The sequence below is a fragment of the Enterobacter cloacae complex sp. P2B genome, from assembly GCF_014895985.1.
GTDB lineage: Bacteria > Pseudomonadota > Gammaproteobacteria > Enterobacterales > Enterobacteriaceae > Enterobacter > Enterobacter bugandensis.
This window is the reverse complement of the sequence record NZ_JADBQQ010000005.1, coordinates 5830-31949: the sequence shown is the minus strand read 5'-3', so window position 1 is coordinate 31949 and position 26120 is coordinate 5830. Positions and strand designations below refer to the sequence as shown.

29 protein-coding genes are annotated in these 26120 nt (G+C 55.2%); 13 read left to right on the top strand and 16 right to left on the bottom strand.

Translation table 11 applies throughout. The annotated features are described in order from the left end of the window. Positions 1-2: 2 nt before the first annotated feature. The 11 genes from fliP to fliF form a co-directional block, all read right to left on the bottom strand. Positions 3-740, bottom strand: coding sequence for a flagellar type III secretion system pore protein FliP (gene fliP / locus IM313_RS04475; protein ID WP_028013705.1), 738 nt, complete (start codon positions 738-740; stop codon positions 3-5). Next, the gene (fliO, locus tag IM313_RS04470; protein ID WP_045260352.1) at positions 740-1114 is read right to left on the bottom strand and encodes a flagellar biosynthetic protein FliO; all 375 of its coding nucleotides are present in this window, start codon (positions 1112-1114) and stop codon (positions 740-742) included. Before fliO ends, fliP begins: the two co-directional genes overlap by 1 nt. Positions 1115-1116: 2 nt before the next feature. Further along, entirely contained in the window at positions 1117-1530 is a 414-nt protein-coding gene (fliN, locus tag IM313_RS04465; RefSeq protein ID WP_003859592.1) for a flagellar motor switch protein FliN, read from the bottom strand. Further along, the gene (gene fliM / locus IM313_RS04460; RefSeq protein ID WP_049000114.1) at positions 1527-2531 is read right to left on the bottom strand and encodes a flagellar motor switch protein FliM; all 1005 of its coding nucleotides are present in this window, start codon (positions 2529-2531) and stop codon (positions 1527-1529) included. The genes fliN and fliM overlap by 4 nt, the downstream gene beginning before the upstream one ends. A 4-nt stretch (positions 2532-2535) precedes the next feature. Continuing rightward, positions 2536-3006: a flagellar basal body-associated protein FliL gene (gene fliL, locus IM313_RS04455; RefSeq protein ID WP_021241388.1), complete on the bottom strand. Its 471-nt coding sequence runs from the start codon at positions 3004-3006 to the stop codon at positions 2536-2538. A 106-nt stretch (positions 3007-3112) separates the two neighbouring features. Continuing rightward, positions 3113-4345, bottom strand: coding sequence for a flagellar hook length control protein FliK (gene fliK, locus IM313_RS04450; protein WP_049000116.1), 1233 nt, complete (start codon positions 4343-4345; stop codon positions 3113-3115). Beyond that, positions 4342-4785, bottom strand: coding sequence for a flagellar export protein FliJ (gene fliJ / locus IM313_RS04445; RefSeq protein ID WP_006811155.1), 444 nt, complete (start codon positions 4783-4785; stop codon positions 4342-4344). The genes fliK and fliJ overlap by 4 nt, the downstream gene beginning before the upstream one ends. A 21-nt stretch (positions 4786-4806) precedes the next feature. Next, positions 4807-6177: a flagellar protein export ATPase FliI gene (gene fliI / locus IM313_RS04440; protein WP_023330814.1), complete on the bottom strand. Its 1371-nt coding sequence runs from the start codon at positions 6175-6177 to the stop codon at positions 4807-4809. After that, the gene (gene fliH, locus IM313_RS04435; protein WP_045260350.1) at positions 6177-6884 is read right to left on the bottom strand and encodes a flagellar assembly protein FliH; all 708 of its coding nucleotides are present in this window, start codon (positions 6882-6884) and stop codon (positions 6177-6179) included. Before fliH ends, fliI begins: the two co-directional genes overlap by 1 nt. After that, positions 6877-7875, bottom strand: a complete 999-nt coding sequence (gene fliG, locus IM313_RS04430) for a flagellar motor switch protein FliG (protein WP_014832476.1) — start codon at positions 7873-7875, stop codon at positions 6877-6879. The genes fliH and fliG overlap by 8 nt, the downstream gene beginning before the upstream one ends. Next, the gene (gene fliF / locus IM313_RS04425) at positions 7868-9547 is read right to left on the bottom strand and encodes a flagellar basal-body MS-ring/collar protein FliF (protein WP_028013700.1); all 1680 of its coding nucleotides are present in this window, start codon (positions 9545-9547) and stop codon (positions 7868-7870) included. Before fliF ends, fliG begins: the two co-directional genes overlap by 8 nt. Before the next feature lie 228 nt (positions 9548-9775). Between fliF and fliE the strand changes: the two genes are divergently transcribed. Both fliE and yedD read left to right on the top strand, forming a co-directional pair. Beyond that, positions 9776-10090, top strand: coding sequence for a flagellar hook-basal body complex protein FliE (gene fliE, locus IM313_RS04420; protein ID WP_013097729.1), 315 nt, complete (start codon positions 9776-9778; stop codon positions 10088-10090). 74 nt (positions 10091-10164) lie between these two features. After that, positions 10165-10578, top strand: a complete 414-nt coding sequence (gene yedD, locus IM313_RS04415) for a lipoprotein YedD (protein ID WP_045260349.1) — start codon at positions 10165-10167, stop codon at positions 10576-10578. A gap of 102 nt (positions 10579-10680) precedes the next feature. Here the strand turns inward: yedD and amyA are convergent, their stop codons facing one another. Genes amyA through fliD form a run of 4 tightly spaced genes read right to left on the bottom strand, consistent with a single transcriptional unit; the run spans position 10681 to position 14451 of the window. Beyond that, entirely contained in the window at positions 10681-12168 is a 1488-nt protein-coding gene (gene amyA, locus IM313_RS04410) for an alpha-amylase (protein ID WP_192971746.1), read from the bottom strand. 52 nt (positions 12169-12220) lie between these two features. After that, positions 12221-12595, bottom strand: a complete 375-nt coding sequence (gene fliT / locus IM313_RS04405) for a flagella biosynthesis regulatory protein FliT (protein ID WP_045260347.1) — start codon at positions 12593-12595, stop codon at positions 12221-12223. Between the two features lie 5 nt (positions 12596-12600). Next, the gene (gene fliS / locus IM313_RS04400; RefSeq protein ID WP_045260346.1) at positions 12601-13005 is read right to left on the bottom strand and encodes a flagellar export chaperone FliS; all 405 of its coding nucleotides are present in this window, start codon (positions 13003-13005) and stop codon (positions 12601-12603) included. Between the two features lie 21 nt (positions 13006-13026). After that, positions 13027-14451, bottom strand: a complete 1425-nt coding sequence (gene fliD, locus IM313_RS04395) for a flagellar filament capping protein FliD (protein WP_224065808.1) — start codon at positions 14449-14451, stop codon at positions 13027-13029. Positions 14452-14850: 399 nt separating this feature from the next. Here fliD and IM313_RS04390 point away from each other — a divergent pair, with 399 nt between their 5' ends. The 9 genes from IM313_RS04390 to sdiA all read left to right on the top strand — a co-directional run bounded on the left by IM313_RS04390 (position 14851) and on the right by sdiA (position 22768). Next, positions 14851-15681, top strand: a complete 831-nt coding sequence (locus IM313_RS04390; RefSeq protein ID WP_126818452.1) for a flagellin — start codon at positions 14851-14853, stop codon at positions 15679-15681. A gap of 62 nt (positions 15682-15743) precedes the next feature. Further along, entirely contained in the window at positions 15744-16949 is a 1206-nt protein-coding gene (fliB, locus tag IM313_RS04385; RefSeq protein ID WP_192971747.1) for a flagellin lysine-N-methylase, read from the top strand. 129 nt (positions 16950-17078) lie between these two features. After that, the gene (locus IM313_RS04380) at positions 17079-17798 is read left to right on the top strand and encodes an RNA polymerase sigma factor FliA (RefSeq protein ID WP_014170714.1); all 720 of its coding nucleotides are present in this window, start codon (positions 17079-17081) and stop codon (positions 17796-17798) included. 54 nt (positions 17799-17852) lie between these two features. Next, entirely contained in the window at positions 17853-18404 is a 552-nt protein-coding gene (fliZ, locus tag IM313_RS04375) for a flagella biosynthesis regulatory protein FliZ (protein ID WP_028013680.1), read from the top strand. Positions 18405-18490: 86 nt separating this feature from the next. After that, positions 18491-19291 (top strand): cystine ABC transporter substrate-binding protein, encoded by an 801-nt coding sequence (tcyJ, locus tag IM313_RS04370; RefSeq protein ID WP_028013679.1) that lies wholly within the window; start codon positions 18491-18493, stop codon positions 19289-19291. Between the two features lie 107 nt (positions 19292-19398). Continuing rightward, complete coding sequence (gene dcyD / locus IM313_RS04365; RefSeq protein ID WP_028013678.1) at positions 19399-20385, top strand: D-cysteine desulfhydrase; 987 nt, start codon at positions 19399-19401, stop codon at positions 20383-20385. A gap of 21 nt (positions 20386-20406) precedes the next feature. Then, complete coding sequence (tcyL, locus tag IM313_RS04360; RefSeq protein ID WP_192971748.1) at positions 20407-21075, top strand: cystine ABC transporter permease; 669 nt, start codon at positions 20407-20409, stop codon at positions 21073-21075. Further along, a complete protein-coding gene (gene tcyN, locus IM313_RS04355; protein WP_028013676.1) occupies positions 21072-21824 on the top strand; it encodes an L-cystine ABC transporter ATP-binding protein TcyN in 753 nt (250 codons plus the stop codon). Before tcyL ends, tcyN begins: the two co-directional genes overlap by 4 nt. Before the next feature lie 221 nt (positions 21825-22045). After that, a complete protein-coding gene (gene sdiA, locus IM313_RS04350; protein WP_028013675.1) occupies positions 22046-22768 on the top strand; it encodes a transcriptional regulator SdiA in 723 nt (240 codons plus the stop codon). 66 nt (positions 22769-22834) lie between these two features. Here sdiA and IM313_RS04345 read toward each other — a convergent pair whose 3' ends face one another. Beyond that, on the bottom strand, positions 22835-23059 hold the full coding sequence (locus tag IM313_RS04345) for a DUF2594 family protein (protein ID WP_014832453.1): 225 nt from the start codon (positions 23057-23059) through the stop codon (positions 22835-22837). 464 nt (positions 23060-23523) lie between these two features. Between IM313_RS04345 and uvrY the strand changes: the two genes are divergently transcribed. Both uvrY and uvrC read left to right on the top strand, forming a co-directional pair. Continuing rightward, complete coding sequence (uvrY, locus tag IM313_RS04340; RefSeq protein WP_013096026.1) at positions 23524-24180, top strand: UvrY/SirA/GacA family response regulator transcription factor; 657 nt, start codon at positions 23524-23526, stop codon at positions 24178-24180. Beyond that, positions 24177-26009, top strand: coding sequence for an excinuclease ABC subunit UvrC (gene uvrC / locus IM313_RS04335; RefSeq protein ID WP_041909391.1), 1833 nt, complete (start codon positions 24177-24179; stop codon positions 26007-26009). The genes uvrY and uvrC overlap by 4 nt, the downstream gene beginning before the upstream one ends. Positions 26010-26120: the final 111 nt, after the last annotated feature.

Genomic DNA, 26120 nt, shown 5'->3' with positions numbered 1-26120 from the left:
CCTTAACTGTAAAAACTTTGCGCCAGCGAGCTGACCAGCAGCTGCCAGCCGTCGACCAGCACAAAAAGCATGATCTTAAAGGGCAGGGCAATGGTGGCGGGCGGCACCATCATCATCCCGAGCGCCATCAGGACGCTGGCGATCACCAGGTCGATAATCAGGAACGGGATAAAGATGGTAAAGCCAATCTGGAACGCGGTTTTCAGCTCGCTGGTGACATAGGCCGGCAGCAGAATGCGCATCGGTACCGCTTCCGGCCCCTGCAGCTCGCCGGTGTTGGACAGGCGGGCGAAGAGGGCCAGGTCCGCCTCGCGCGTCTGGCGCAGCATAAATTCTCGCAGCGGCTGCGCGCCTTTTTCCAGCGCCTCCTGCATCGAAATTTTATCTTCGCTGAACGGCTGGTAGGCGTCGGTATAAATCTTATCGATCACCGGCGACATGATGAAAAAGGTCAAAAACAGCGCCAGCCCCAGAAGCACCTGGTTTGGCGGCGCCGAAGGGGTGCCCAGCGCGTTTCGCAGCAGACCAAAAACGATGATGATGCGGGTAAAGCTGGTCATCATCAGCAGAATGGCCGGAATAAAGGTCAGCGAGGTGATGAAGACCAGCGTCTGAACCGGGAGCGACCAGCTCTGGCCGCCACCCGCGATCGGCGTGGAAACCAGACCGGGCAGCTGCGCATAAACCGCAGGAGCAAACAGGCCAACGCCCGCAAGCGTCAGGGATAACAAACGGCGCATCAGGTTCTCCCGGAACGCTTAAGCAAACTCTTCATGACGGACTGAAAATCCGCAGGGGCTTGTGCGCGCTCGTCCACCGTGACCGGGGCGGGCGGCAGTTTATGTAATACGTTGATGTTTGAGCCGGTTACGCCCAGTACCAGACGCGCATCTTCCACATCGACGATGACCACGCGTTCGCGCGGCCCAAGCGTCGTGCTGGCGCTGACCTTCAGGCCGCGGGTGCCGGCAGTTTTACCCGCCAGGCCAAAACGCTTTGCCAGCCAGGCGGCGATCAGAATAAAGGCAATAATACCGAACAACGCCCCGCTCACCTGGAGCAGCGGGGAGCCGGGAACGGCGGAAGGCTGTGATATTGTTGCCTGGGTTTTCATGCTTAACGGCTCAGACGACGCATGCGTTCAGACGGGGTGATGATGTCGGTGATGCGCACGCCGTATTTATCGGCAACCACCACCACTTCACCCTGGGCAATCAGATAACCGTTGATCAGAATATCCAGCGGCTCGCCGGCCAGGCCGTCAAGGGCCACAACTGAACCCTGCGTGAGGCGCAGCAGCTCTTTAATGGTCATCCGGGTGCGTCCCAGTTCAACGGTCAGCTTAACCGGGATGTCCATAATCAGGTCGATGTCCTGCAGCGTGCCGCTGACGTCGCCGCCGCCTAACTGCTGGAATACCGCGTCCGCCGCGCTTTTTGTCGGAGTCGTTTTTTGCTCGTTTAACGCGTCAGCCCACAGATCGTCCAGTGCTCCGCTGTTTTCATCGGACGGATTGTTCATGTCACTCATTTGGGCTGTTCCTCATTCAGCGAATTCAAAATCGGGTTGATCAAGTGCTCAACGCGTAACGCATACTGACCGTTAATCGTGCCGTACTGGCTTGTAAGTACGGGGACACCATCTACGTGGGCAATAATGCGGTCGGGTTTGTCTATCGGCAAAACGTCGCCGGGTTGTAATTTCAGGATCTGGGATAACCGCATCGAAATGTCGGCGAAATTCGCCACCAGCTCCAGCTGCGAGTGCTGCACCTGGCGCACCAGGTTTTCGCGCCAGTTCTGATCTTCGTTGCGTGAGTTCTCCAGCGGCGGGTTAACCAGCAGCTCGCGCAGCGGTTCAATCATGCTGAACGGCAGGCAGATGTTGAACTCACCGGTCAGGTTACCGATCTCCACGTGGAACGGCGTATTGACGACGATATCGTTCGGGGAGGTGGTGATATTGGTAAATTTCACCTGCATCTCAGAACGGACGTACTCCACTTCCAGCGGGTTAATCGCTTTCCACGCGTCGCTGTAGGATTCCAGCGCCAGCTTCAGCATGCGGTTAATGACGCGCTGCTCGGTGTGGGTAAATTCACGACCTTCCACTTTGGTCGGAAAACGCCCGTCGCCGCCGAACAGGTTATCCACCGCGATGAACACCAGGCTTGGGGAAAACACCACCAGACCGGTGCCGCGCAGCGGCTTCAGATGAATCAGGTTAAGGTTGGTTGGCACCGGCAGGTTGCGGGCAAACTCATGATACGGCTGGATGCGGATCGCACCGACCGTGATATCCGGGCTACGACGCAGCAGGTTAAACAGCCCCATACGGAACTGACGTGCAAAACGTTCGTTAATGATCTCCAGCGCCTGCAGACGTTCACGTACCACGCGACGCTGGGTATTGGGATCGTAAGGACGAATATTATCGTCGCCGGTGAGACCCGGTTGCGGTTCGTCACTCTTATCGCTGTCGCCGTTAAGCAGCGCGTCGATTTCTGCCTGAGAAAGAATACTGTCGCCCATGTCGTTACCGCAGAATAAAGGCTGTGTACAGAACGTCAGTGACTTCCTGCTTAGGTTGACCGTTTACCAGCGGGGTGGCCAGCGTCTGCTTGATGGCGTCGACCAGCTTTTGCTTACCCACGTCGGTAGCCAGCGCGGAGGCGTCCTGACGAGAAAACAGCAGGAGAAGGCGGCTACGCACTTCCGGCAGATAATCGTTCAGGCGCGCGCGGGTTGCTTCGTCCTTCAGGCGCAGCGTAATACCGACATACAGCACGCGATCCGCATCACCGAGGTTAACGGTGAAGGTGTCCAGAGGGAAAAAGACCGGCGCCGGCGGTGGGGCAGGTTCGGCTTTGGCCGCAGCGGTTGAAGGTTCCTGCTGCATACGCCAGTAACTATAGCCCGCGGTAGCGCAGGCGGCGAGCGTGATCAACACCAGCAGCGGGATCCAGATGGAACGCTTGCTTTTTTTGGTGATAGCGGAGTCTGTCATCTGATACGAGCTTCCTGTTTCGGTACAGCTTAATAAGGTGATTATCCCGTGTCCTGCCGTCGTCAAAGCGTGGAAAAGACGGGGATAATCACGCTACCTCTGGCGTTTAGGCGAAGATGTCTACGGCACCGTTACCGCGCGCCGCGGATTGCAGGGCGGCAGGGGTCGGCAGGAGCTCATCGCTCTCTTCATTAAAACCGCCGTGCTGGCCCGGGCGTGAAGCATGGTGCTGCTGGGATGAAGACTGTTGTTGCCCGGCAAAGCTCTCGCTGCTGACGCTGCTTTGAGAAAGCTGAATGCCGTTCTCCGCCAGCGAGGTCCGCAGGACCGGCAGCGCGGCCTCCAGCGCCGCGCGCACGTGACTGTGCGCAGAGACCATCTGCAGCTGTGCCTGGTTATCGTCCAGCTTCAGCGAGATTTGCACCTGGCCCAGATCTTCCGGGTGCAGGCGCAGCTCCGCCGTCTGCTGGCCCTGCTTAGTGAACAGGGTGATGTGCTGGCTCAGGGACTGCTGCCATTCATGTGTGCCCAGAGGCTGGCTTAGCACCGGGGCGGTGGCAACGGTTGCGGCAGGCTGGCTGGCCGCATGGCTGGAGATAATCGGCGCCAGGGTAGCGGTCGGCGAAGATGACGAAGAGGCGCTGGCTAAGTCCTGCTTCTCAGCGGCTGCGGCCACGACCGGTGCGGCTGGCGCGTTGGCGGCGAAATCCGGACCGTTGTTCTTCGCCTGGCTCTGATAGGACGCAGAAAGCGGCGCTTTATCATGGCTTCCCGCAGGCGCGTTCAGGGACGGCGGCTGTCCCGCACCGTTTTGCGAAAGCGTTGCTGAACTCAGCGCCGAGGTGGCGTGAACGCCGTCGCTGCCTGCCGCACGAGAGGCGGTCGTCTGCTGGTGCGGCAGCATCGCCATCAGCGCGCTTAGCCCCGCCAGCTCTTCTTCGCTCAGCTCGGTTTTAGCGTCATCTTTACCGTTGGCCGCGGTGAGCGTCTTAAGCGCGTCGCCCTTTGACAGCGGTACCAGCCCGGAGACCAACGTTTCAAGCGGCGCGGGCTCCGACGTTTCAACGCCATTCAGCGCAGGCTGACGCGAGAGCAGGTCGGCAATTTTGGCCTGCAGAGCGGTATCGCCTTTGGCCTCCTGCGCGACTTTCGACAGCTTGCTGCCGGCGGCTTTCAGATCCGCCAGGGTGAGCGGCGCATCGTTGCCCTTGCCCGTTGCATCCGTCAGGGCGCCCGCCAGCAGGGAGAGAAAGTCCTGTGCCCCCTCGGTGCCTTTCCCTGTTTGCATCCCGCCTGACAGGTCGCTGTCGCTCATCAGCAGTTGTTGCAGTGTGATCATTCCGGTTTCCTCATTGATGCGCGCTGGGCAAACTCATCCATTTTCTTCTGATCCAGGCGGTTTTCCGCCAGGGTCGAGGCTGCAATCTGCCGGTCCTGTAAGGTCTGCCAGGCCTGCAGCCGCTGTTTTTTCTCGCGCCAGAAATTCAGCGCGGTATCGACTTTTTGGGTCCACTGGTTTAGCTGCTGGCGGTGCTGCTCTATCGCCTTCTCGAGCGTCTGGATAAACTGCTGATAGTTAATCCAGCGCTGGCTGCCAATGCCCTGCGTCATATCGGTATTGAGGTTGGTGCGATATTCATGCTGATAGTCGATTAACATCTTCAACTGTTCTTCAGCCTGCTGGCACCCGCGTCGCATTGCGCCAAGCTGCAATGCGGCATCATCAACTTCTTTTTCAGCCAGATCTTTCAGCGTTGATAACGCGCTGTTTTGCGCCATGACCTTCGCCCTCCACCTGTGTTACACCTGCGGGAAAATCAGCTCCAGCGCCTGGATTGAATCTTCCCAGTCGGCACGCTCAAAAATGCCCTGTTGTAAAAACGCCTCCAGCTGCGGCCACAGGCTAATCGCCTTGTCGAGCATCGGGTCGCTGCCTTTGGCATACGCCCCCACGCTGACCAGATCGCGGTTGCGCTGGAAGCTGGAAAGCAGTTGTTTGAAGTTACGCACGCGGGCGTAGTGCTTCTCGGTAATCAATGCCGTCATCGCACGGCTGATGGACGCTTCAATATCAATCGCCGGGTAGTGCCCGGCTTCGGCCAGGCGGCGCGACAGCACGATATGGCCGTCCAGGATCGCGCGCGCGGAGTCGGCAATCGGGTCCTGCTGGTCATCGCCCTCGGTCAGCACCGTATAGAACGCGGTGATGGAGCCGCCGCCGCTGATGCCGTTCCCCGCACGCTCTACCAGCGCCGGAAGTTTGGCGAAGACCGAAGGCGGATAGCCTTTGGTGGCCGGCGGCTCGCCGATGGCCAGCGCGATTTCACGCTGCGCCATCGCATAGCGGGTGAGGGAGTCCATGATCAGCAGCACGTGCTTGCCGCGGTCACGAAAATCTTCGGCGATACGGGTGGCGTAGGCGGCACCCTGCATACGCAGCAGCGGCGACACGTCCGCCGGCGCGGCGATCACCACCGAGCGGGCGCGGCCTTCCGCACCCAGAATGTTTTCAATAAAGTCTTTTACTTCGCGACCACGCTCGCCGATCAGCCCCACGACAATCACGTCGGCCTGGGTATAGCGCGCCATCATGCCGAGCAGGACGGATTTCCCGACGCCGGAACCGGCGAACAGGCCCATGCGCTGTCCGCGCCCTACGGTGAGCAGGGCGTTAATCGGACGCACGCCGGTATCCAGCACGTGCTCAATAGGGGTACGCTGCAGGGGGTTGAACGGCTGGGTAATCAGCGCGCCGGTTTCGGTGGTGTCCGGCGCGGGCAGGCCATCCAGCGGCTTCCCGCTGCCGTCCAGCACGCGGCCGAGCAGGGCAGGGCCAAGCGGCAGCTGTTTCCCGCTTTGCAGCCCGTCGCCGCTGATGTTTTTGGCGTAAACGCGCGCGCCGGGCAGAATGCCTTCCACCTCTTCAAGCGGCATCAGGAACAGGCGCTGGCCGTTAAACCCGACCACTTCGCTTTCCACTTCACGCGTTTCCTGCCCATCCTGACGCTCAATGACGCAGGTCGCACCCAGGGGAAGCTGCAGGCCGGTGGCCTCCAGTACCAGACCGGTGGCGCGCGTCAGTCGCCCATAACGACGAACAGATGGCAGTTGTGCCATCTTCGTCTCAAAGTTGTCGAGCGTGGTGAGCCAGCGGGTAAGGCGTGCGGTCATCAGACGACTCCCGGTGCCGCCAGGCGACACAGTTCCTGCCAGCGGGTGGCGACGCTGGCATCCAGGTCGCCTTCATCGGCAGAGACTTTGCATCCGCCGTGGTGTAAGGATGGGTCGCCGCGCAGACGCCAGCCGTGCAGGCTCAGCGTTGCGCCCAGGCTCTCTTCAACGCGCTGCAGATCGTCCGGGTGGACGCGCAGCTGCGGTTTGCCGCTGAACAGCGGTTCCTGCTGAAGCAGACCCTGAATTTGTTTAATCAGCGCGGTGTTATCCACCACGGGCGTCTGGCCGATAACCTGACGCGCCGCCTCCAGCGCCATCTGCATCAGACGCGAGGCAATCACGCTGTCCAGCGCGTCCAGCGTGTGCTGGAACTCGCTGACCAGCTGCTGCATGCGGGCATGGATCGGCGCCTGCTGCTGGCGCGCCTGATCGATGCCGTGCTCTAACCCTTTCGCCAGGCCTTCCTGGTACCCCAGATCGTGCCCCTTCTGGCGGCCTTCGTTCAGACCGGCGTTATAGCCCTGCTCGTGCGCCTGCATTTGCAGCTGCGCCAGCATCTGCGCTTGCTGCTCCTCTTCGCTCAGCTCGGGCTGTTCAACGTCCGCGTCGGGCTCTGCGGGCGAGACCACCGCGGGCGTGAATTCGGCAAGGGGAGGGGCCAGATCGTCCGGCGTCCAGCGCTTCCACGACAGCTCATTAGACATAGGTGTCGTCTCCGCTGCCAATCACCATCTCGCCGGTTTCCGCCAGACGACGAACGATAAGCAGGATGGCTTTCTGTTCGTTTTCCACCTGAGACAGACGCACCGGGCCACGGTTGGCAAGGTCGTCGCGCAGGATATCGGCCGCACGTTGAGACATGTTGCGCAGGAACTTCTCGCGCAGCGGCTGTTCGGCGCCTTTGAGGGCGATAAGCAGCGACTCGGAATCCACTTCCTGGAGCAGGCGCTGGATGCTGCGGTCGTCCACTTCGACGAGGTTTTCGAACAGGAACATCTCGTCGATGATTTTCTGCGCCAGCTCGCCGTCGAATTCGCGAACCGCCGAAATGACGGCTTCTTCCTGCTGCGTTTTCATCAGGTTGATAATTTCCGCCGCCGTTCTCACGCCGCCCATTTTGCTGCGCTTGAGGTTCTGGCCGTCGAGCAGGTTGTTTAGCACTTCGGTCAGCTCCGCCAGCGCGGCCGGCTGAACGCCGCCGAAGGTGGCGATACGCAGCATCACGTCGTGACGCAGGCGCTCTTCGAACAGGGCCAGAATATCCGCCGCCTGGCCACGTTTGAGGTGAACCAGAATGGTGGCGATAATCTGCGGGTGCTCGTCGCGAATCAGGTCTGCGGCGCTCTGCGGCTCCATAAAGTTGAGCGTTTCGATACCGCTGGCGGTATCGCGGGTTTCCAGAATGTCTTCCAGCAGGCTGGCGGCACGCTCTTCGCCCAGCGCCTTGACCAGCACGGAGCGCAGGTAGTCGTTGGCGTTGACGTTCAGCGCGGCAAACTGTTCGGCTTCCTGTTCAAACTCTGACAGTACTTCGGTCAGCTGTTTGTTGGAGATTTGACGCACGTTGGCCATCGCCGCACTGAGAATTTGCACTTCTCGCTGGGAGAGGTGTTTAAACACCTCTGCCGCGCGATCTTCGCCAATGGTCATCAGCAGGATGACGCTTTTATCGGTGCCCGTAAGCGTATTACTCATGTTCGTTACCCATCCACTGGCGGATGACCAGCGCCACGACGCGCGGATCGTTATCTGACATTTCGCGAATGCGCTGGCTCATCACCTCAGCGCCCATGCGCTGGTTAGCACGACGCTGCTGCATCTGTTCATCTTTGCTGAGGCGAACTTCAACCGCTTCTTCCGTTTCCTGACGCGTATTCATCTGCTCGCGCGCCGCTTTTTCGGCTTCCGCACGACGCTGGAGCTGAGGACGAACGCCCTTACGCCACAGCAGCCACGCGACAATCAGCACCAGCAGCCAGCGGCCTGCGGACATCAGCTGGTCGATAAACGCCTGCTGTTGCCAGAACGGCAGTTCACCGCCGGTCTCTTCAACCGAGTTAAACGGAGAGTTCACCACGTTGAGGGTATCGCCGCGCTTCTCGGAGTAGCCCATCGCTTCGCGGGTCAGGTTCTCAATCTGCTTCATCTGCTCGGCGGTTAACGGCAACGGTTTGCCGTCCGGCAGGGTTTTGTAGTTCACCACCACCGCAACGGAAAGACGCTGAATATCGCCCACGTTCAGCTTAGTGTGGCGGATCGTCCGGTCCACTTCATAGTTCGTGGTTTCGTTACGGCTGCTGGAGCGCGGACCGGCGTTATTGGTCGTTGAGGTGGTCTGCTGATTATTTTGCTGACCGTTCTGCTGGTTGGCCGGCGGCGTTGAAATCGGCGCCGCGTTTGCCGGTGCTGGCTGGTTAGAGAGCGCGCCCGGCACGCCGCCAGGGTAGGCCCCGCCGATCTGTTCGCTGGAGTTGATCTGGCGTGAACGCATTACCGCTTGAGCCGCATCGCCGTTCGGGCTGTATTGCTCTTCGGTTTGTTCTTTATTAGAGAAGTCAATCTGCGCGGTAACCTGGGCGTGGACGTTGCTGTTACCCACCACCGGGCCGAGGATCGCTTCGATACGGCGCTGGAGACGGCTTTCAACGTCGGCGGCGTATTTCAGCTGCGCGTCGTTGAGGTCACGCCCGGCGGTATTGGATTGCGTCAGCAGGTGTCCGCTTTGATCCACCAGCGTCACGTTACCCGGCGGCAGGCCGGCGACGGCGCTGGAGACGAGATGCGTTACCGCGCTGATTTGCCCTTCGTCCAGCGCGCGGCCGGGCTCGAGGTTCACGGTAACGGAAGCTGAAGGGGATTTCTGTTCACGAACAAATAAAGAGGGTTTAGGCATTGCCAGGTGCACGCGGGCACTCTTTACCGGGCCTAACGTTTCAATGGTGCGGGCCAGCTCGCCTTCCAGCGCACGCTGGTAGTTCACCTGCTCGCTGAACTGGCTGATGCCGAATTTTTCCTGGTCCAGCAGTTCAAAGCCGACCGCGCCGCCCTTTGGCAGGCCCTGCTGTGCCAGGCGCAGACGAAGCTCGTGTACTTTATCCGCCGGTACCTCAAGCGCACCGCCATTATCGGCAAAGCGATACGGGATGTTCATCTGGGTTAGCTGGGTGACGATGGCGCCGCCATCCTGATCGGAAAGGTTGCTGTAGAGCGTGCGGTAATCAGGGCTTTTCGCCCATAAAACCATCGCTACAAGGATCGCAATTGCGGCAGCGCCTGCCACGATCAACGGGATTTTAGGATTCGCGCGAAGGCGGTTCATCCACTCGAGTGATTTATTTTGTGGCGCTGTCGATGCTGTTGCACTCATTGCGCACCTCTTAAATCCTGGTGGTTTACGTTATTCGTGTAGAGAAACAAAACTGACTCCCGGGTCGGCAAACACGACAAAAGTTCCATATTGATGGCCCTGCCATTATTTGACGATTCCGGATTTTCTATGCGTCAAATAACCTGGTTTTTTCACGCTATTTACCGCCATTATCTTATTGACAAGCTGTTAGTCTTGACCGCGTAAAAAACCATCCAGGGGAGAGTCATGGCTATACAGGGCATTGAAGGGGTCATCAGTCAGTTGCAGGCAACGGCGATGACGGCCCGTAATCAGAATGTGGCAGAACAGCAGCCGACCATCAGCTTTGCGGGGCAACTGCATGCCGCTCTTGACCGTATCAGCGATACCCAGACCGCTGCGCGTACGCAGGCGGAGAAGTTCACCCTCGGCGAGCCGGGCGTGGCGCTCAATGATGTGATGACCGATTTGCAAAAAGCCTCGGTTTCCCTGCAGATGGGAATCCAGGTGCGTAACAAGCTGGTGTCGGCGTATCAGGAAGTGATGGGGATGCAGGTTTAAGCCCCCTCGATCTTCGCTGGCAGCCTCAGCGCTTTAATGCCACAATATTTTTTTCTTCGAATGCAGGAAAGATGATGAAAAAAATAGCAATTGCTGGCGCGCTGCTGGCACTGACCGGGTGCGTTCAGGTCGATAACTATAATGACGTGATCAAGCATCCCGTCCCGGCGAACCTGGCGGGATACTGGCAGTCGAAAGGGCCGCAGAGCAGTCTGGTCAGCCCTGAAGCGATTGCCACACTGGTGGTGACGGAAGAGGGCGATACGCTGGACTGCCGCCAGTGGCAGCGCGTGATTGCCGTACCGGGTAAGATCATGCTGCGTTCAGACAGCTATTACAACGTCACACGCAAGCTGGATATCTATCCGCTGGATCGCGACGGCGCTACGCTTGAGTATGATGGGATGGAGTTGCAGAAGGTTGACCGCCCAACGGTGGAATGTGCGGATTACCTGAGCAAGAATCCGCTGGAGAGTAAACTGCCCTAAGGGTAAAAGCAAAACGGCAACCTCGTTGCCGTTTTTGGTGTTTGCGCCCTCTCCCTGTGGGAGAGGGACGGGGTGAGGGCATCAGGCCGCACGTTTCCCGTTCTACAACGCATCCTCAATCACCCACACGCTGACGCTTCCCCCTTTACAGGTAAAGGTGCCTTCGCCATCCGCCGCCGTGGTGACCGTTTCTTCACGATTGCTGAGAAAATCACGCCACGTTTTGTTGCCGTAGTTTTCCCCCAGGCAAATCACCTTCTCGCCGTCGTCGCCGTTCGACATCACCACCACGCAGCCGGGATCGTCTTCCGTGCCGCTGCGGCTGAAGGCGATGCAGTTAGGATGGTCAAAAAACAGCGTCTGCACGCCGTGGGCAAAGCGCTGGCGGGCGAGGATCAGCTCGTGAAGCTGCTCAATCACCGGCATATCAATATGGTACGTTTCACCGTCCCCTCCCGTATCGTCATAGCTTGCGCCGAACAGATCCGGATAGAAGACGCTCGGCACGCCGTTTTCCCGCAGCAGGATCAGCGCGTACGCCAGCGGTTTAAACCAGGCTTCGACCGGGGCTTCCAGCGCCTGCAAAGGCTGCGTGTCATGGTTCGCGACGAGGGTCACCGCATGGAACGGGTCGGCCTCCACCAGCGTACCGGTGAAGATCTGGCTCATGTCGTAATCTCGTCCCTGCCGTGACGCCTCGTGGAATTTCATCTGCAGGGGGGCATCAAACAGCATGGTTTTACCGTCGACCTGGTCAATATAGGCCTGAAGTTTGTCAACCTCGTGGGACCAGTATTCCGCCACGATAAACAGCGGCTGTTCGGCGACTTCCTGAACGTGCTCAATCCACTCTTTGTAAAACCAGGCGGGAATATGCTTGACGGCGTCCAGACGAAAACCGTCGCAGCGCGTCTGTTCCATGACCCAGCGGGCCCAGTATTTGATCTCCTCGGTGACGGCGTGATTGCGAAAGTCGATGTTTTCGCCCATCAGGTAATCGAAGTTACCCATCTCATCATCGACCTGGTCATTCCAGCCTTCGCCGGTGTAGTCGTTGACGATTTTAAAGATCCCGTCTTCATCCGGGTTTTCAATATGGTCGACGCCGCTGAAGCATTTGTAATCCCAGATAAACTGTGAGTATTGCCCGGCGCGGGCGGGGAAGGTGTAGCGAGTCCAGGCCTCACACTCGATGATTTCATCATCAATTTGTGTACGGTCCTGTTCGTTCACGCGCTGCACGCGGACAGGCTCTTTCTCATCAGCCCCCATTTTGTGGTTCACCACCACGTCCAGCAGGACGGCAATGTCGTTGCTTTTGAGGGCGTCGATGGCTTCCAGCAGCTGCGCTTTGTCACCGTATTTCGTGGCGATACTGCCTTTCTGGTCAAACTCGCCGAGGTCAAACAGATCGTAAGAGTCATAGCCAACCGAATACCCGCCGGAAGCCCCTTTATACGCGGGCGGCAGCCAGATCATGTTGATGCCGATTTCATTAAGATTGGGGGCTAACGCCGTGACTTCTCGCCACAATTCACCGCCAGCGGGGTAATACCAGTGAAAGCATTGTAACAGGGTGGGGTTTTTCATCGTCCGTGCTCCAGAAGCCATATGGCAGACTTCTGGAGTATGGATGAAGAAATCATAGTTGTGTGTCGCGGGTAACACTTTCTGGATAAAGAATATTCCCTGACAGCTTTCCATAGGTAGAGGTGATGGATTGCTGTTTGCCGGTCTGATCGATGAGATTACGCAGTTCGTCCATCCGCACTTTCAGCAGCGCCTTTAACGTATTCTCATTGTCGAGGATCATCTCCAGCAGCGCACGCGCTTGCTCAACCTGAGCCGGGGGGCATGACATGATGGGCGTTTGCGAAATCCTTTCCACCAGTTGAACGTAATGCATTTCCTGCTCAATAAGCGCATCCCATTGACCAGAATGTGCGAGATTTAGCATAGCAATGCTCTGAGCATGTAACGCCTGCCAGTGGCTAAGCGCTGCGCTGGGATTATTCATCAAAATTATCCTGAAATAGAGGACGCATTGGGGCCGATTTGCTTCCACGCATCCGCAATGTTGTTTAATAAACCCTCGACTTCAACAATTGCGTCTACGTCATTACTGACGTTCGCCAGTAATAAACGTCGAACCATATATTCGTACAAGGAGGCAAGATTACTGGACAGCTCGCTCTCAACCTCCATGTTCAGTCCTGCTTTTAAACCGTTGTCGATGATGTTAATGGCTTTCGATAACGCTTCGCCTTTTTCACGAATTTGTCCGGCTTCCATGAACAAACGCGCGCGAACAAGGGCGCTATGCGCCCCGTCGAACAACATGACAATCAGCTGGTGTGGACTGGCATTCATAACTGCGCTTTCTACTCCTATCTGCTGATAGGATTGAACACCAGAGGTCTTATACATATCCACTCCTGAAGGCTACGACTATTTTTGTGAGAACTGTTGGGTCAGATAGTTGGCCGTACTGGTCATTTTGGTGACTAATACGTCCAGGCTGGTGAACTGCGCTTTGTAACGCGCCATGGTGGCATCAATAGAGGCTTCCATAGAGTCGTAACGTTCGCCCAGGGTTTTCAGCGTTTTGTTGATACCGTCTTTCGCGTTCTGGATCACGCCCGCGCTGCCGGTGCTGGTGCTGAGCATGGTGGTCAGCGTGTTGTTCATCTGGGTCGCCAGACCGGTTTTCTTTCCGTCACCGATAAAGTACTGCTGTACGGCGGTCGGGTTGTCGGTCAGCGCCTTTTTCAGCTTATCGGAATCCACTTTGAGGTTACCGACCGTACCGTCTGCACCTTTCACCGGATCCTGAGTAATCCCCAGCTGAGCCATGATCTGAACGGAGCCAGCCTGAACTTCGGTCAGCAGACCGCGCAGCTGAGACTGGATCCCGCGCACGTTTGCATCACCCACCAGCGCGCCGTTGCTGGTGGACTGACCGCCAGCACCCGCGTCGACCGCGACATATTTGGTGAGGCTGTTAATGGTGGACTGCAGCGAGTTATACGCGGTTACCCAGTCCGTTACGGCTTTTTGGTTTGCATCCGTGGCGCGCGTTACTTCCAGCATTTCATCCGCTTTACTTTCTGCCTTCACGGTGAAGGTCATCCCCGGCAGCGCATCGGAAATGGTGTTCGATTGACGCTCAATCTTGATGTCGTTCACAACGACAATCGCGTTCTGGGCCGCGGTATTTACCGCCAGCGCGCCGGTTTTGGCGGTTGAGTCGTAGCCGATTACGCTTTGCAGCTTGTCGTCCCCGGTGACGCTGATGGTCATCTCGCCATCCGTACCGGTGGTTTTCGAGGAGAGCATCAGGCGGTAATCGCCGTCTTTCGCCTTGATTACGCTGGCGGTGACGTTGCCGTTCGCTTTATTAATCGCGCTCGCGATCCCGGCAAGCGACGTATCGCCATCGGCCAGGTTCACCTCTAAAGGCGTTTTTGTCCCCGGCTGGGTAATCGTAATTTTACGCGTCGTGCCGGTCGTATCGCCCAGCAGCTCAGTGTTGGTGGCATACGAACCCGTCGTGAGCGCCTGTGCTTTTGCCACCTGGTTGACATTAACCACATAAGAGCCGACGGATGCGTCTGCGGTCGTGGTTGCCGTAAAGGCCGTGTTGGTGCTGCTTACGGCGGTTGAGTTCCATGTGGTCGCTTTACCCAGCGCAGCTGTCGCAGTCTGCAGCGAGGTCATGGCACTCTGCAGCTTGCCGTACGCGCTTAACTGTGCGTTATACGTTGATTGCTGGGTAGTAATCGTCGTCAGCTTGGTTCGTTCTGCTGCATCCAACTGATTATATAATTCCCCGAGTCCTGCAGAACCTATCCCGAGGTTACTGATAGTAGCCATGCATATTTTCCTTAAATACGAAAGTAGTTCAGGACTCTTATCGGCCTCGAATAGTAAAAGTTTACGATGGTGAGAAAAAAATAATCCAAAGAATAGGCATGTCCTGGCGCGTTAAATGAAACGATTGCACTTTGGGATGATTTTTAGCGCGTCAATAACACAGATAAGTGTGTGCCTTTTTTGGCATATTCCGCGTATTAAAAAGCCGTAAATAATAACCTTATGATGAACCTTAATTGATTTTTTAAAAATAAAACCATTAATAATCATTGGGTTATAATTTTTTCGAAATTGATTCTAAAGTCTTTTCGGGACCCGTCGATAACCTTGTTGACGGTGAGAGACGCTGTGAGTGTTAGGCACCGGACCTAAAACCCAATTTTTGAAGGAAAGAAAATTATGGCAGTTATCAATACTAACCTGTTGTCCCTGACTACTCAGAACAACCTGAACAAATCTCAGTCTTCTCTGGGCACTGCTATTGAGCGTCTGTCTTCAGGTCTGCGTATCAACAGCGCGAAAGACGATGCCGCTGGCCAGGCGATTGCAAACCGCATGACCTCCCAGATCAAAGGTATGACTCAGGCAGCGCGTAACGCCAACGACGGTATCTCCATGGCGCAGACTGCTGAAGGTTCCCTGAACGAAATCAACAACAACCTGCAGCGCGTTCGTGAACTGGCTGTTCAGGCAAGCAACGGCACCAACAGCACGTCTGACCTGGCCTCTCTGCAGGATGAAGTTACCGCTCGTCTGGCTGAAATCGACCGCGTTGCAGGCAAGACTGACTTCAACGGCATCAAACTGCTGACTGGCACTGCGGGTGCAGCTGGTGATGGTAAAGTTGCGATTCAGGTTGGTGTTAACGATGGCGACACTATTACTCTGGACCTGAGCGGTGCTAAAGCTGACTCCACTACTCTGGGCGTAAATGGTCTTGACCTGAAAGCAATCAAAGCAACCGATCTGGACACCATTGACAAAGCAATCGCTAAAGTTGATACCGCTCGTTCCGGTCTGGGTGCTGTGCAGAACCGCTTCACTTCTGCAATCAACAACCTGAACAACACCTCTAACAACCTGTCTGCTGCTCAGTCCCGTATCCAGGACGCTGACTACGCAACTGAAGTTTCCAACATGTCCCGCGCGCAGATCCTGCAGCAGGCTGGTACTTCTGTTCTGTCCCAGGCAAACCAGGTTCCACAGACCGTTCTGTCTCTGCTGCGTTAATTTTACGCATCAAACCCCGCTTCGGCGGGGTTTTTTTGTCTCTGAATTTTGAGGATCCGCCCGTGAAACAGATCGTTATTACCCAGCCTAAACTGGTCGCAGATTTTTCCTGTGTCGGTGGGGAATGCCGTGAACATTGTTGTCAGGGCTGGACCATCGCGTTCGATAAATCCTCCGTCAACCGCTATCTCAACAGTAAAAACGCGGCAATTCGCCAGACGGCGAAGACGGGAATTAAAATTACCAAAAAACAGTACGGCCACTGGGGTGAGGTGATTTTCCATACGGAGAGTAAAAACTGCCCGTTTATGGATACCGATAAGCTCTGCTCAATTCATGGTGCGATGGGCGCTCAGGCCTTAAGCCCGACCTGTTCGTCGTTTCCCCGGACAAACCGGGTCTATAAAACCGAAATCGAAAAATCCCTTAACCTCTCGTGTCCGGAAGTGACCCGTCTGCTGCTGAACGATCGGGAGTCGATGGCGATGATGGAATCCATCAGCGTTCAGCAGGACGTTAATAATGCGCCAGCGATGGATTTGAAGGCTAAGGTCATCAATCTCTTCTGCCAGAACCTGTTCAGCGTTGAGGCGGTGAGCGTTGAAGAACAAGTTTATGCTGTGGTGAAATTCCTGATGGTGGCTGAAAAGCTACAAAAACTGGAAGAGAATATCAGCACGCTCGAAACGGTTTATTATTCACTGGTGAACGAGCTGGTGAGCGGTAAAATCAAGGCTGAATTGAGTGGCTTCAACCAGAACTATAGCCTTAAATTCGGATTAATTTCGCTTATTCAAAGCTTCTTTACAAAGAAAACGGCCAGCCGCGGTGGGGCAGTTTTAAACCGTTATTTCTCCCAGCTGTACCAGCAGTTCGAGGCTGTCGGTGACAGCGTGCCGGCTGAAAAGGTGATGGAAAACATCGAATCCGTCTGGCGCGATGTGGCGGGCAGTTACCTGGCGGAAAACGATCACCTCTTTAAGAACTTTTTTAAATATAAGCTCTGGCAGCAGGCATTCCCGCAGAGCAATGGCCGCAGCATGTTGAATAATCTTTATTTAATCGTTGCGGAGTTCTATTTTCTCAAATCGCTGCTTGCCGGTCAGGCCATCGCGGCGGGGAAAATTGAACAGGACAATATTATTGACGTTATTTACAGCTTCCACTCCCTGAGCCAGCATAATCAGGAAGCCGGAAAGCTCTTTTATCAACATATAGATAGCGTCAAATTGGGCGACGATCTTTCATTGTTACAACTGTTAATTTAGCCAGAAAAGTTGCCCCTGCTGCGGGCAACCTCAGAATAACCTCACTTTATCCCCCTTTTTCATCCAATTGAACGCCCTGCAGAATCGGATAATCATGCCGATAACTCAACTAACGCAGGGCTGTTTATCGTGAATTCACTCTATACCGCTGAAGGTGTAATGGATAAACACTCGCTGTGGCAGCGTTATGTCCCGCTGGTGCGTCACGAAGCATTGCGCCTCCAGGTGCGTTTGCCGGCGAGCGTGGAACTTGACGATCTGCTACAGGCGGGCGGTATCGGGTTATTGAATGCAGTTGACCGATACGACGCTCTGCAAGGAACGGCATTTACGACTTACGCAGTTCAGCGTATTCGTGGTGCGATGCTGGACGAGCTGCGCAGCCGCGACTGGGTGCCGCGCAGCGTTCGCCGCAACGCGCGCGAAGTGGCGCATGCGATGGGACAGCTGGAACAGGAACTGGGACGCAACGCAACGGAAACCGAAGTGGCGGAACGTCTTGGTATTGCTGTTGAAGAGTATCGTCAGATGTTGCTCGATACCAATAATAGCCAACTCTTCTCCTATGACGAGTGGCGCGAAGAGCATGGCGATAGCATCGAGCTGGTGACGGACGAGCACCAGCAGGAAAACCCGTTACACCATTTAATGGAAGGGAATTTACGCCAGCGCGTAATGGAAGCGATTGAAGCTCTGCCCGAGCGCGAACAGCTGGTGTTGACCCTTTATTACCAGGAAGAGCTTAATCTCAAAGAGATTGGCGCGGTTCTGGAGGTGGGGGAGTCGCGGGTTAGCCAGCTGCACAGCCAGGCCATTAAACGCTTACGAACCAAACTGGGTAAGTTATAGGTGATCCAATCACCCGAAAAATGCCGCACAACGTATTGACAACCAGGAGTTATCATGACGGTGCAGCAATCTAAAAGACGGCCTTTAAGCCGCTACCTGAAAGACTTTAAACACAGCCAGACGCATTGCGCCCACTGTAACAAATTACTCGATCGTATCACGCTGGTTCGCCGCGGCGAGATCGTGAATAAAATCGCTATCTCTCGCCTCGACACGTTAATGGATGAAGCCGCGTGGCTCGAAGAGCAAAAAGAGTGGGTGGCGCTTTGCCGTTTCTGTGGCGATCTCCACTGCAAAGAGCAAAGCGACTTCTTCGATATCATCGGCTTCAAGCAATTCCTGTTTGAACAAACGGAGATGAGCCACGGCACCGTGCGCGAATATGTGGTTCGCCTGCGCCGTCTTGGGCAGCATCTGAGCGTTAACAATATCTCTCGCGATCTGCTGAAGACCGGTTACCTGGATGAAAATCTGGAGCCGTGGCTGCCTGCAACCAGCACCAACAACTACCGTATTGCGCTGCGCAAGTATGCGCAATATAAGGTGCAAATGCCGGGTTCCGTGAAGCAGAAAGCGCTCGCCGGAACAACTTCTGATATATATTAAAAAAGAATAAGATGTAGCGCAGTCGCCTTTGACGTTGCAGGCGATTTCTCTACACTACGTAAAAATTCCACTATATCGGGGTATTTATGAAATTTGCACTTCTGGGTCGTCAGGCGCTGATGGGTGTTATGGCCGTCGCGCTGGTTGCGGGCATGAGCGTGAAAACGTTCGCCGCAGAAAACCTGCTGAATAAAGTAAAAGAGCGCGGTACGCTGCTGGTCGGGCTGGAAGGAACCTATCCTCCGTTCAGCTTCCAGGGCGATGACGGCAAGCTGACCGGTTTTGAAGTGGAATTTGCAGAAGAACTGGCGAAGCACCTCGGCGTTAAAGCCTCCCTGAAACCGACCAAATGGGACGGTATGCTGGCGTCACTGGATTCAAAACGCATTGACGTGGTGATTAACCAGGTGACCATTTCTGACGAGCGTAAGAAGAAGTATGACTTCTCCACGCCGTACACCGTGTCCGGTATTCAGGCGCTGGTGAAGAAAGGTAACGAAGGCTCCATTAAATCCGCTGCCGATCTGAAAGGCAAAAAAGTCGGCGTCGGTCTGGGAACTAACTACGAAGAGTGGCTGCGCCAGAACGTTCAGGGCGTGGACATCCGCACCTATGATGATGACCCGACGAAATATCAGGACCTGCGCGTAGGCCGTATCGACGCCATTCTGGTTGACCGTCTGGCCGCTTTGGATCTGGTGAAGAAAACCAACAATACCCTGGCAGTAGCGGGTGATGCGTTCTCTCGTCAGGAATCCGGCGTGGCCGTCCGTAAAGGCAACGAGGATCTGGTGAAAGCCATTGATTCCGCGATTGCTGACATGCAGAAAGACGGCAGCCTGAAGGCGCTGTCTGAGAAGTGGTTCGGGGCCGACGTCACCAAATAAGTCGGTGACCTGGAAAAAAGGCGCTTTTAAAAGCGCCTTTTTTATTTCTTACGCGTCTGCGTGCATAATGAAAAATATCACATTTTGTCTGAGTTACCGGAGAGTCCATGTCACTACAGAATTTAACGCGCTTTCCCCGTCTGGAGTTTATCGGCGCGCCGACGCCGCTGGAGTACCTGCCGCGATTTTCTGATTATCTGGGACGCGATATTTTTATTAAGCGCGATGACGTGACGCCGATGGCGATGGGCGGCAATAAGCTGCGCAAGCTGGAGTTTCTGGCGGCTGACGCGCTGCGCGAAGGCGCGGATACGCTTATTACTGCCGGGGCCATTCAGTCCAACCATGTTCGTCAGACGGCCGCCGTGGCGGCAAAACTCGGTCTTCACTGCGTGGCTCTGCTGGAAAACCCGATTGGCACGCGGGCTGAAAACTATCTCACCAACGGTAACCGCCTGCTTTTAGACCTGTTTAACGTGCAGGTGGAGATGGTGGATGCGTTGACCGACCCGACCGCACAGCTTGATGAGCTGGCGACGCGTCTGGAAGCGCAGGGTTTCCGTCCCTACGTTATTCCCGTCGGCGGGTCGAATGCGCTGGGCGCGCTGGGCTATGTGGAAAGCGCGCTGGAAATCGCCCAGCAGTGCGAGGGCGCCGTTAGCCTCTCGTCGGTCGTTGTCGCCTCCGGAAGCGCGGGCACGCATGCCGGGCTGGCGGTGGGGCTGGAACAGCTTCTGCCGGATGTCGAGCTGATTGGCGTGACGGTTTCCCGCAGCGTCGCGGACCAGAAGCCAAAAGTAGTGGCGCTGCAACAGGCGGTGGCAGAGCAGCTGGAGCTGAAGGCCAGGGCTGAGATCTTGCTCTGGGATGACTATTTTGCGCCGGGCTACGGCACGCCTAATGAAGAGGGGATGGAAGCCGTTAAGCTGCTGGCGCGCCTTGAAGGTATACTGCTCGATCCGGTCTATACGGGTAAAGCAATGGCCGGGCTTATCGATGGCATTGCGCAGAAACGCTTTAAGGATGAAGGGCCGATTTTATTTGTGCACACCGGCGGGGCGCCCGCGCTGTTTGCTTATCATCCTCATGTCTAAAAATCAGGTCGAAAAATAATAATGCAAGAAAGTATTCAACTGGTTATTGATTCCCTGCCATTCCTGCTGAAAGGTGCGGTATTCACGCTACAGCTCAGTATCGGCGGGATGTTCTTCGGTCTTGTGCTGGGCTTTGTACTGGCCTTAATGCGCATGTCGCCCATCCTGCCGGTACGCTGGCTGGCGCGCTTTTATATTTCCGTGTTTCGCGGTACGCCGCTTATCGCTCAGCTCTTTATGATCTACTACGGTTTACCGCAGTTCGGCATCGAGCTGGATCCGATCCCGGCGGCGATGATTGGCCTGTCGCTTAACACGGCGGCCTATACCTCCGAAACCCTGCGCGCGGCGATCTCGTCGATTGATAAAGGCCAGTGGGAAGCGGCGGCCAGTATCGGAATGACGCCGTGGCAGACGCTGCGACGCTCCATTCTGCCGCAGGCGGCGCGGGTAGCGCTTCCGCCGCTGAGCAACAGCTTCATCAGCCTGGTGAAAGATACCTCTTTGGCGGCAACCATCCAGGTGCCGGAGCTGTTCCGTCAGGCGCAGCTCATTACCTCGCGCACCCTTGAAGTTTTCACCATGTATCTGGCCGCCTCGCTGATCTACTGGGTGATGGCGACGGTATTGTCTGCGCTGCAAAACTACTTTGAAAACCAGCTTAACCGCCAGGAGCGTGATCCAAAATGAGTGCAATTGACGTCAAAAACCTGGTGAAAAAATTCCACGGGCAAACGGTGCTCCACGGCATCGACCTGGAAGTTGAGCAGGGCGAAGTCGTGGCGATTATTGGCCCGAGCGGGTCGGGGAAAACCACGCTGCTGCGTAGTATCAACCTGCTTGAGCAGCCGGAAGGGGGCACCATTCGGGTTGGGGAGATAACGATTGATGCCGGTAAATCCATCAGCCAGCAGAAAGGGTTGATTCGCCGCCTGCGTCAGCATGTTGGCTTTGTGTTCCAGAGCTTCAATCTATTCCCGCACCGCACGGTGCTGGAAAATATTATTGAAGGACCGGTCATTGTAAAAGGTGAGCCCAAAGAGGAAGCGACGGCACGCGCCCGCGAGTTGCTCGCCAAAGTCGGGCTGGCAGGGAAAGAGACCAGCTATCCGCGCCGCCTGTCGGGCGGGCAGCAGCAGCGCGTGGCCATCGCGCGCGCGCTGGCGATGCGGCCTGACGTGATCCTGTTTGATGAACCGACCTCCGCGCTCGATCCCGAACTGGTGGGTGAGGTGCTGAACACCATCCGCCAGCTGGCGCAGGAAAAACGCACGATGGTGATTGTGACCCATGAAATGAGCTTTGCGCGCGACGTGGCGGACAGAGCCATCTTTATGGACCAGGGGCGGATTGTGGAGCAGGGACCGGCGAAAAGCTTATTTGCTAACCCTCAGCAGCCGCGAACCCGTCAGTTCCTGGAAAAATTCCTTATGCAGTAGCATTTATGTACTCATTTGCTCCAGAAAGTTCTTCTGGAGCAAATTATTCTCGCTCATCGCCTTAAATGGTGTTCTTTTATTCTACCCGAACAGAATAATCCTTATCCATAGCACAGTTAATTGTGCTAGTGCCGATATTTTGTAGTTAGAAATAAGTTTTATGTGTTAGGTTATATTCACCATAATAATGATTATCTTTTCAGAGGCTTCTTTTAGTAAGTATGAAGGATTCAGACTTTTTCACCTGGCGACGGGATTGCTCCCTGCGGTTTCAGGAATTGACCTGTGCCGCCGAGGTATATCATGAACTTCAGCGACAAACTCAGGCGCTGGAATTCGATTATTACTCACTCTGTGTGCGCCATCCGGTGCCGTTTACGCGGCCTAAAATTGCTGTGCATGCCACTTATCCGCAACAGTGGCTGGCGCAATATCAATCAGAGAACTATTTCACCATCGATCCGGTGCTAAAGCCGGAGAATTTCATTCAGGGGCATTTACCCTGGACGGACGAATTATTTGCGGATGCTCAGGAATTATGGCATAGGGCGCAGGACTTCGGTCTACGTTCGGGAATAACTCAGTGTCTGATGCTGCCTAATCATGCGCTCGGCTTCCTCTCAGTTTCCCGTACTCGCGCGCAGGAAGGACCGTTTGCCGGCGAGGAAATAGAGTTGCGGCTGCAGATGCTAGTGCAAATGGCATTAACCGCGCTGCTGCGTTTTGAAGATAAGATGGTTATGCCGCCTGAGATGAAATTCAGCAAACGCGAACGAGAAATTTTGAAATGGACCGCGGAAGGGAAGACGTCGGCGGAAATAGCGATCATTCTCTCTATTTCAGAGAATACGGTTAACTTCCATCAGAAGAATATGCAGAAAAAATTTAATGCGCCAAACAAGACGCAGATTGCCTGTTATGCGGCGGCTACGGGACTGATCTGATTAGAGAGTACGTTCTGCGTGACAGACGAGTGGACGGCTGAATGCACTGCATCCAGCCGTTTTTTGTTACTGGCGGTACGCTTGTTTGATTTGCTTAACGGTGTTAGCAAATACGGCCGATTCCGCCTGGTCTTCCATCTGCGCGATTTGTTTTTCCATTTTAATGATCACACGACCAGCATCAGCCTGGCCCATCGCCTGCAGCATCAGCGTTAGCAGCGCTTTCAGGCAGTTTACTTCCTGTGCCAGTTCCTGGTTATTCTCCGCAGTGGCAAATTCAGGTGTGCTCATTTATTTTCCTCATTATTAAACGGCGCTAAAGCGCGACGACGAAAGTCAAGGCGGCGGAGTATACCACAAGCTGCAGCAAAAAATGCAGCGGTTGTTTTTCGTACTTTTACGCCAGTGTTTATTTGCGTAAACAGAGCCAGCCGGTAAACTGATGCTCTGGTACGGCTATTAATTGTTTGCGCCTGGTTTACTCGCCGTTAATTATTGTTACAAAAATTGAGAACAGTTTTTCCGCGAGGAAAGCGTGCAAGCTTTTTGTAACTTTTTGAATACAGATGCTTAAAAATTGCCGCAAAAGCTCTCATGGCAAGGGCTCTCTTTCCATGGACTGTACAGGCTAATTTCCAAAAACGAGAGTAAAATCGAATAGCCGATTTTTTAACGTTTTAATCTTGTGATGAAAACCGTTAATATAAGCCAAATTATCACTCAGTAGCGTTATCCCTATTCTGGAGACATTTCCTTTGATCAACGTCCTTCTTGTTGATGACCACGAACTGGTGCGCGCAGGGATACGACGCATTCTTGAAGATATTAAAGGTATAAAAGTTGCCGGTGAGGCGTGCTGTGGGGAAGATGCCGTAAAATGGTGCCGCACAAACTCGGCCGATGTGGTGCTGATGGATATGAATATGCCCGGTATCGGTGGCCTTGAGGCAACACGCAAAATCGCGCGTACCTTTGTTGATACAAAAGTCATCATGCTGACCGTGCATACTGAAAATCCGCTTCCCGCGAAGGTGATGCAGGCGGGGGCAGCCGGTTACCTCAGCAAAGGCGCCGCACCGCAGGAGGTCGTCAATGCTATCCGTTCTGTATTTGCCGGGCAGCGTTACATTGCCTCCGACATTGCGCAGCAGATGGCGCTTAGCCAGATCGAACCCGAGAAAACGGAATCACCGTTTGCCAGTTTGTCTGAGCGTGAATTGCAGATTATGCTGATGATCACCAAGGGTCAGAAAGTGAATGAGATCTCAGAGCAGCTGAATCTCAGCCCGAAAACGGTCAACAGCTATCGTTATCGTATGTTCAGTAAACTGAACATTCATGGTGATGTTGAACTGACTCATCTGGCCATCCGGCATGGTTTATGTAACGCGGAGACGTTGTTAAGTCAGTGAGTGATGTATTCGATTCAAAAGCATTTCTGAAAACCGTAACCAGCCAGCCAGGCGTCTATCGGATGTATGACGCTGGCGGTACGGTTATCTATGTGGGGAAGGCCAAAGATCTTAAAAAGCGTCTTTCCAGCTATTTCCGCAGTAACCTTGCCTCCCGTAAGACCGAAGCGCTGGTCTCACTCATTCAGAATATTGATGTCACCGTGACGCATACCGAGACGGAAGCGCTGCTGCTTGAGCACAACTATATTAAGCTCTACCAGCCGCGCTATAACGTGCTGCTGCGGGACGACAAATCCTATCCGTTTATTTTTCTGAGTGGTGACACCCATCCGCGCCTGGCGATGCACCGCGGCGCAAAACACGCGAAAGGGGAATATTTCGGCCCCTTCCCGAATGGCTATGCCGTGCGGGAGACGCTGGCGCTGCTGCAAAAAATCTTCCCGATCCGCCAGTGTGAAAACAGCGTCTACCGCAACCGCTCGCGCCCGTGTTTACAGTACCAGATTGGTCGTTGCCTTGGCCCCTGTGTTGCCGGGCTGGTCAGTGAAGACGAGTATGCGCAGCAGGTAGAGTATGTACGCCTGTTCTTAGCTGGCAAAGACGATCAGGTTTTAACCCAGCTGATCGCCAGAATGGAAAAAGCCAGCGCCGCACTTGAGTTTGAAGAGGCTGCGCGGATCCGCGACCAGATCCAGGCGGTGCGCAGAGTCACTGAGAAACAGTTTGTCTCAAATACCGGCGACGATCTCGACGTTATTGGCGTGGCCTTCGACGCCGGCATGGCCTGCGTGCATGTGCTGTTTATTCGCCAGGGCAAAGTGCTCGGCAGCCGCAGCTATTTCCCGAAGGTGCCTGGCGGCACCGAGCTGGGTGAAGTGGTGGAAACCTTTGTTGGCCAGTTTTATCTTCAGGGCAGCCAGATGCGTACGCTGCCCTCGGAGATCCTGCTCGATTTTAGCCTTGATGACAAAACCCTGCTGGCCGATTCGCTTTCCGAACTGGCCGGGCGTCGGGTCAATGTTCAAACCAAACCGCGCGGCGACCGTGCACGCTATCTGAAGCTGGCGCGGACCAACGCGGCGACGGCGCTCACCACTAAACTGTCCCAGCAATCGACGGTTAGCCAGCGTTTAACCGCGCTGGCGACGCTCCTGAAGTTGCCGGAAGTGAAGCGAATGGAATGTTTCGATATCAGCCATACGATGGGTGAGCAGACGGTGGCGTCCTGCGTGGTATTTGACGCCAACGGCCCGCTTCGCGCCGAGTATCGCCGCTATAACATCACCGGCATCACGCCGGGTGATGACTATGCTGCCATGAATCAGGTGCTGCGCCGTCGCTACGGTAAAGCGATTGAAGAGAGCAAGATCCCGGACGTGATTCTTATCGACGGTGGGAAAGGGCAGCTAGGTCAGGCGAAAGCGGTATTCGAGTCGCTCGACGTTGAGTGGGACAAAAACCATCCGCTGCTGTTAGGCGTGGCAAAAGGGGCCGATCGTAAGGCCGGTCTGGAAACGCTGTTTTTTGAGCCGGAAGGTGAGGGCTTCAGCCTGCCGCCGGACTCCCCGGCGCTGCACGTCATTCAGCATATTCGCGATGAGTCGCACGACCATGCCATCAGCGGCCACCGCAAAAAACGGGCGAAGGTCAAAAACACGAGCACGCTTGAGACTATTGAGGGCGTTGGGCCAAAACGCCGCCAGATGCTGCTGAAGTATATGGGCGGATTGCAAGGATTACTCAACGCCAGTATGGAGGAAATTGCAAAAGTGCCGGGTATTTCGCAAGGGCTGGCAGAAAAGATCTACTACTCGTTGAAACATTGAGGGCTCTGTAGCAACATAGAGCTAAATTTTACTGACAACAAATAGTTACCGTCACTATGCAATATAATATCCCTACGTTGCTCACTCTCTTTCGTGTTGTACTCATTCCGT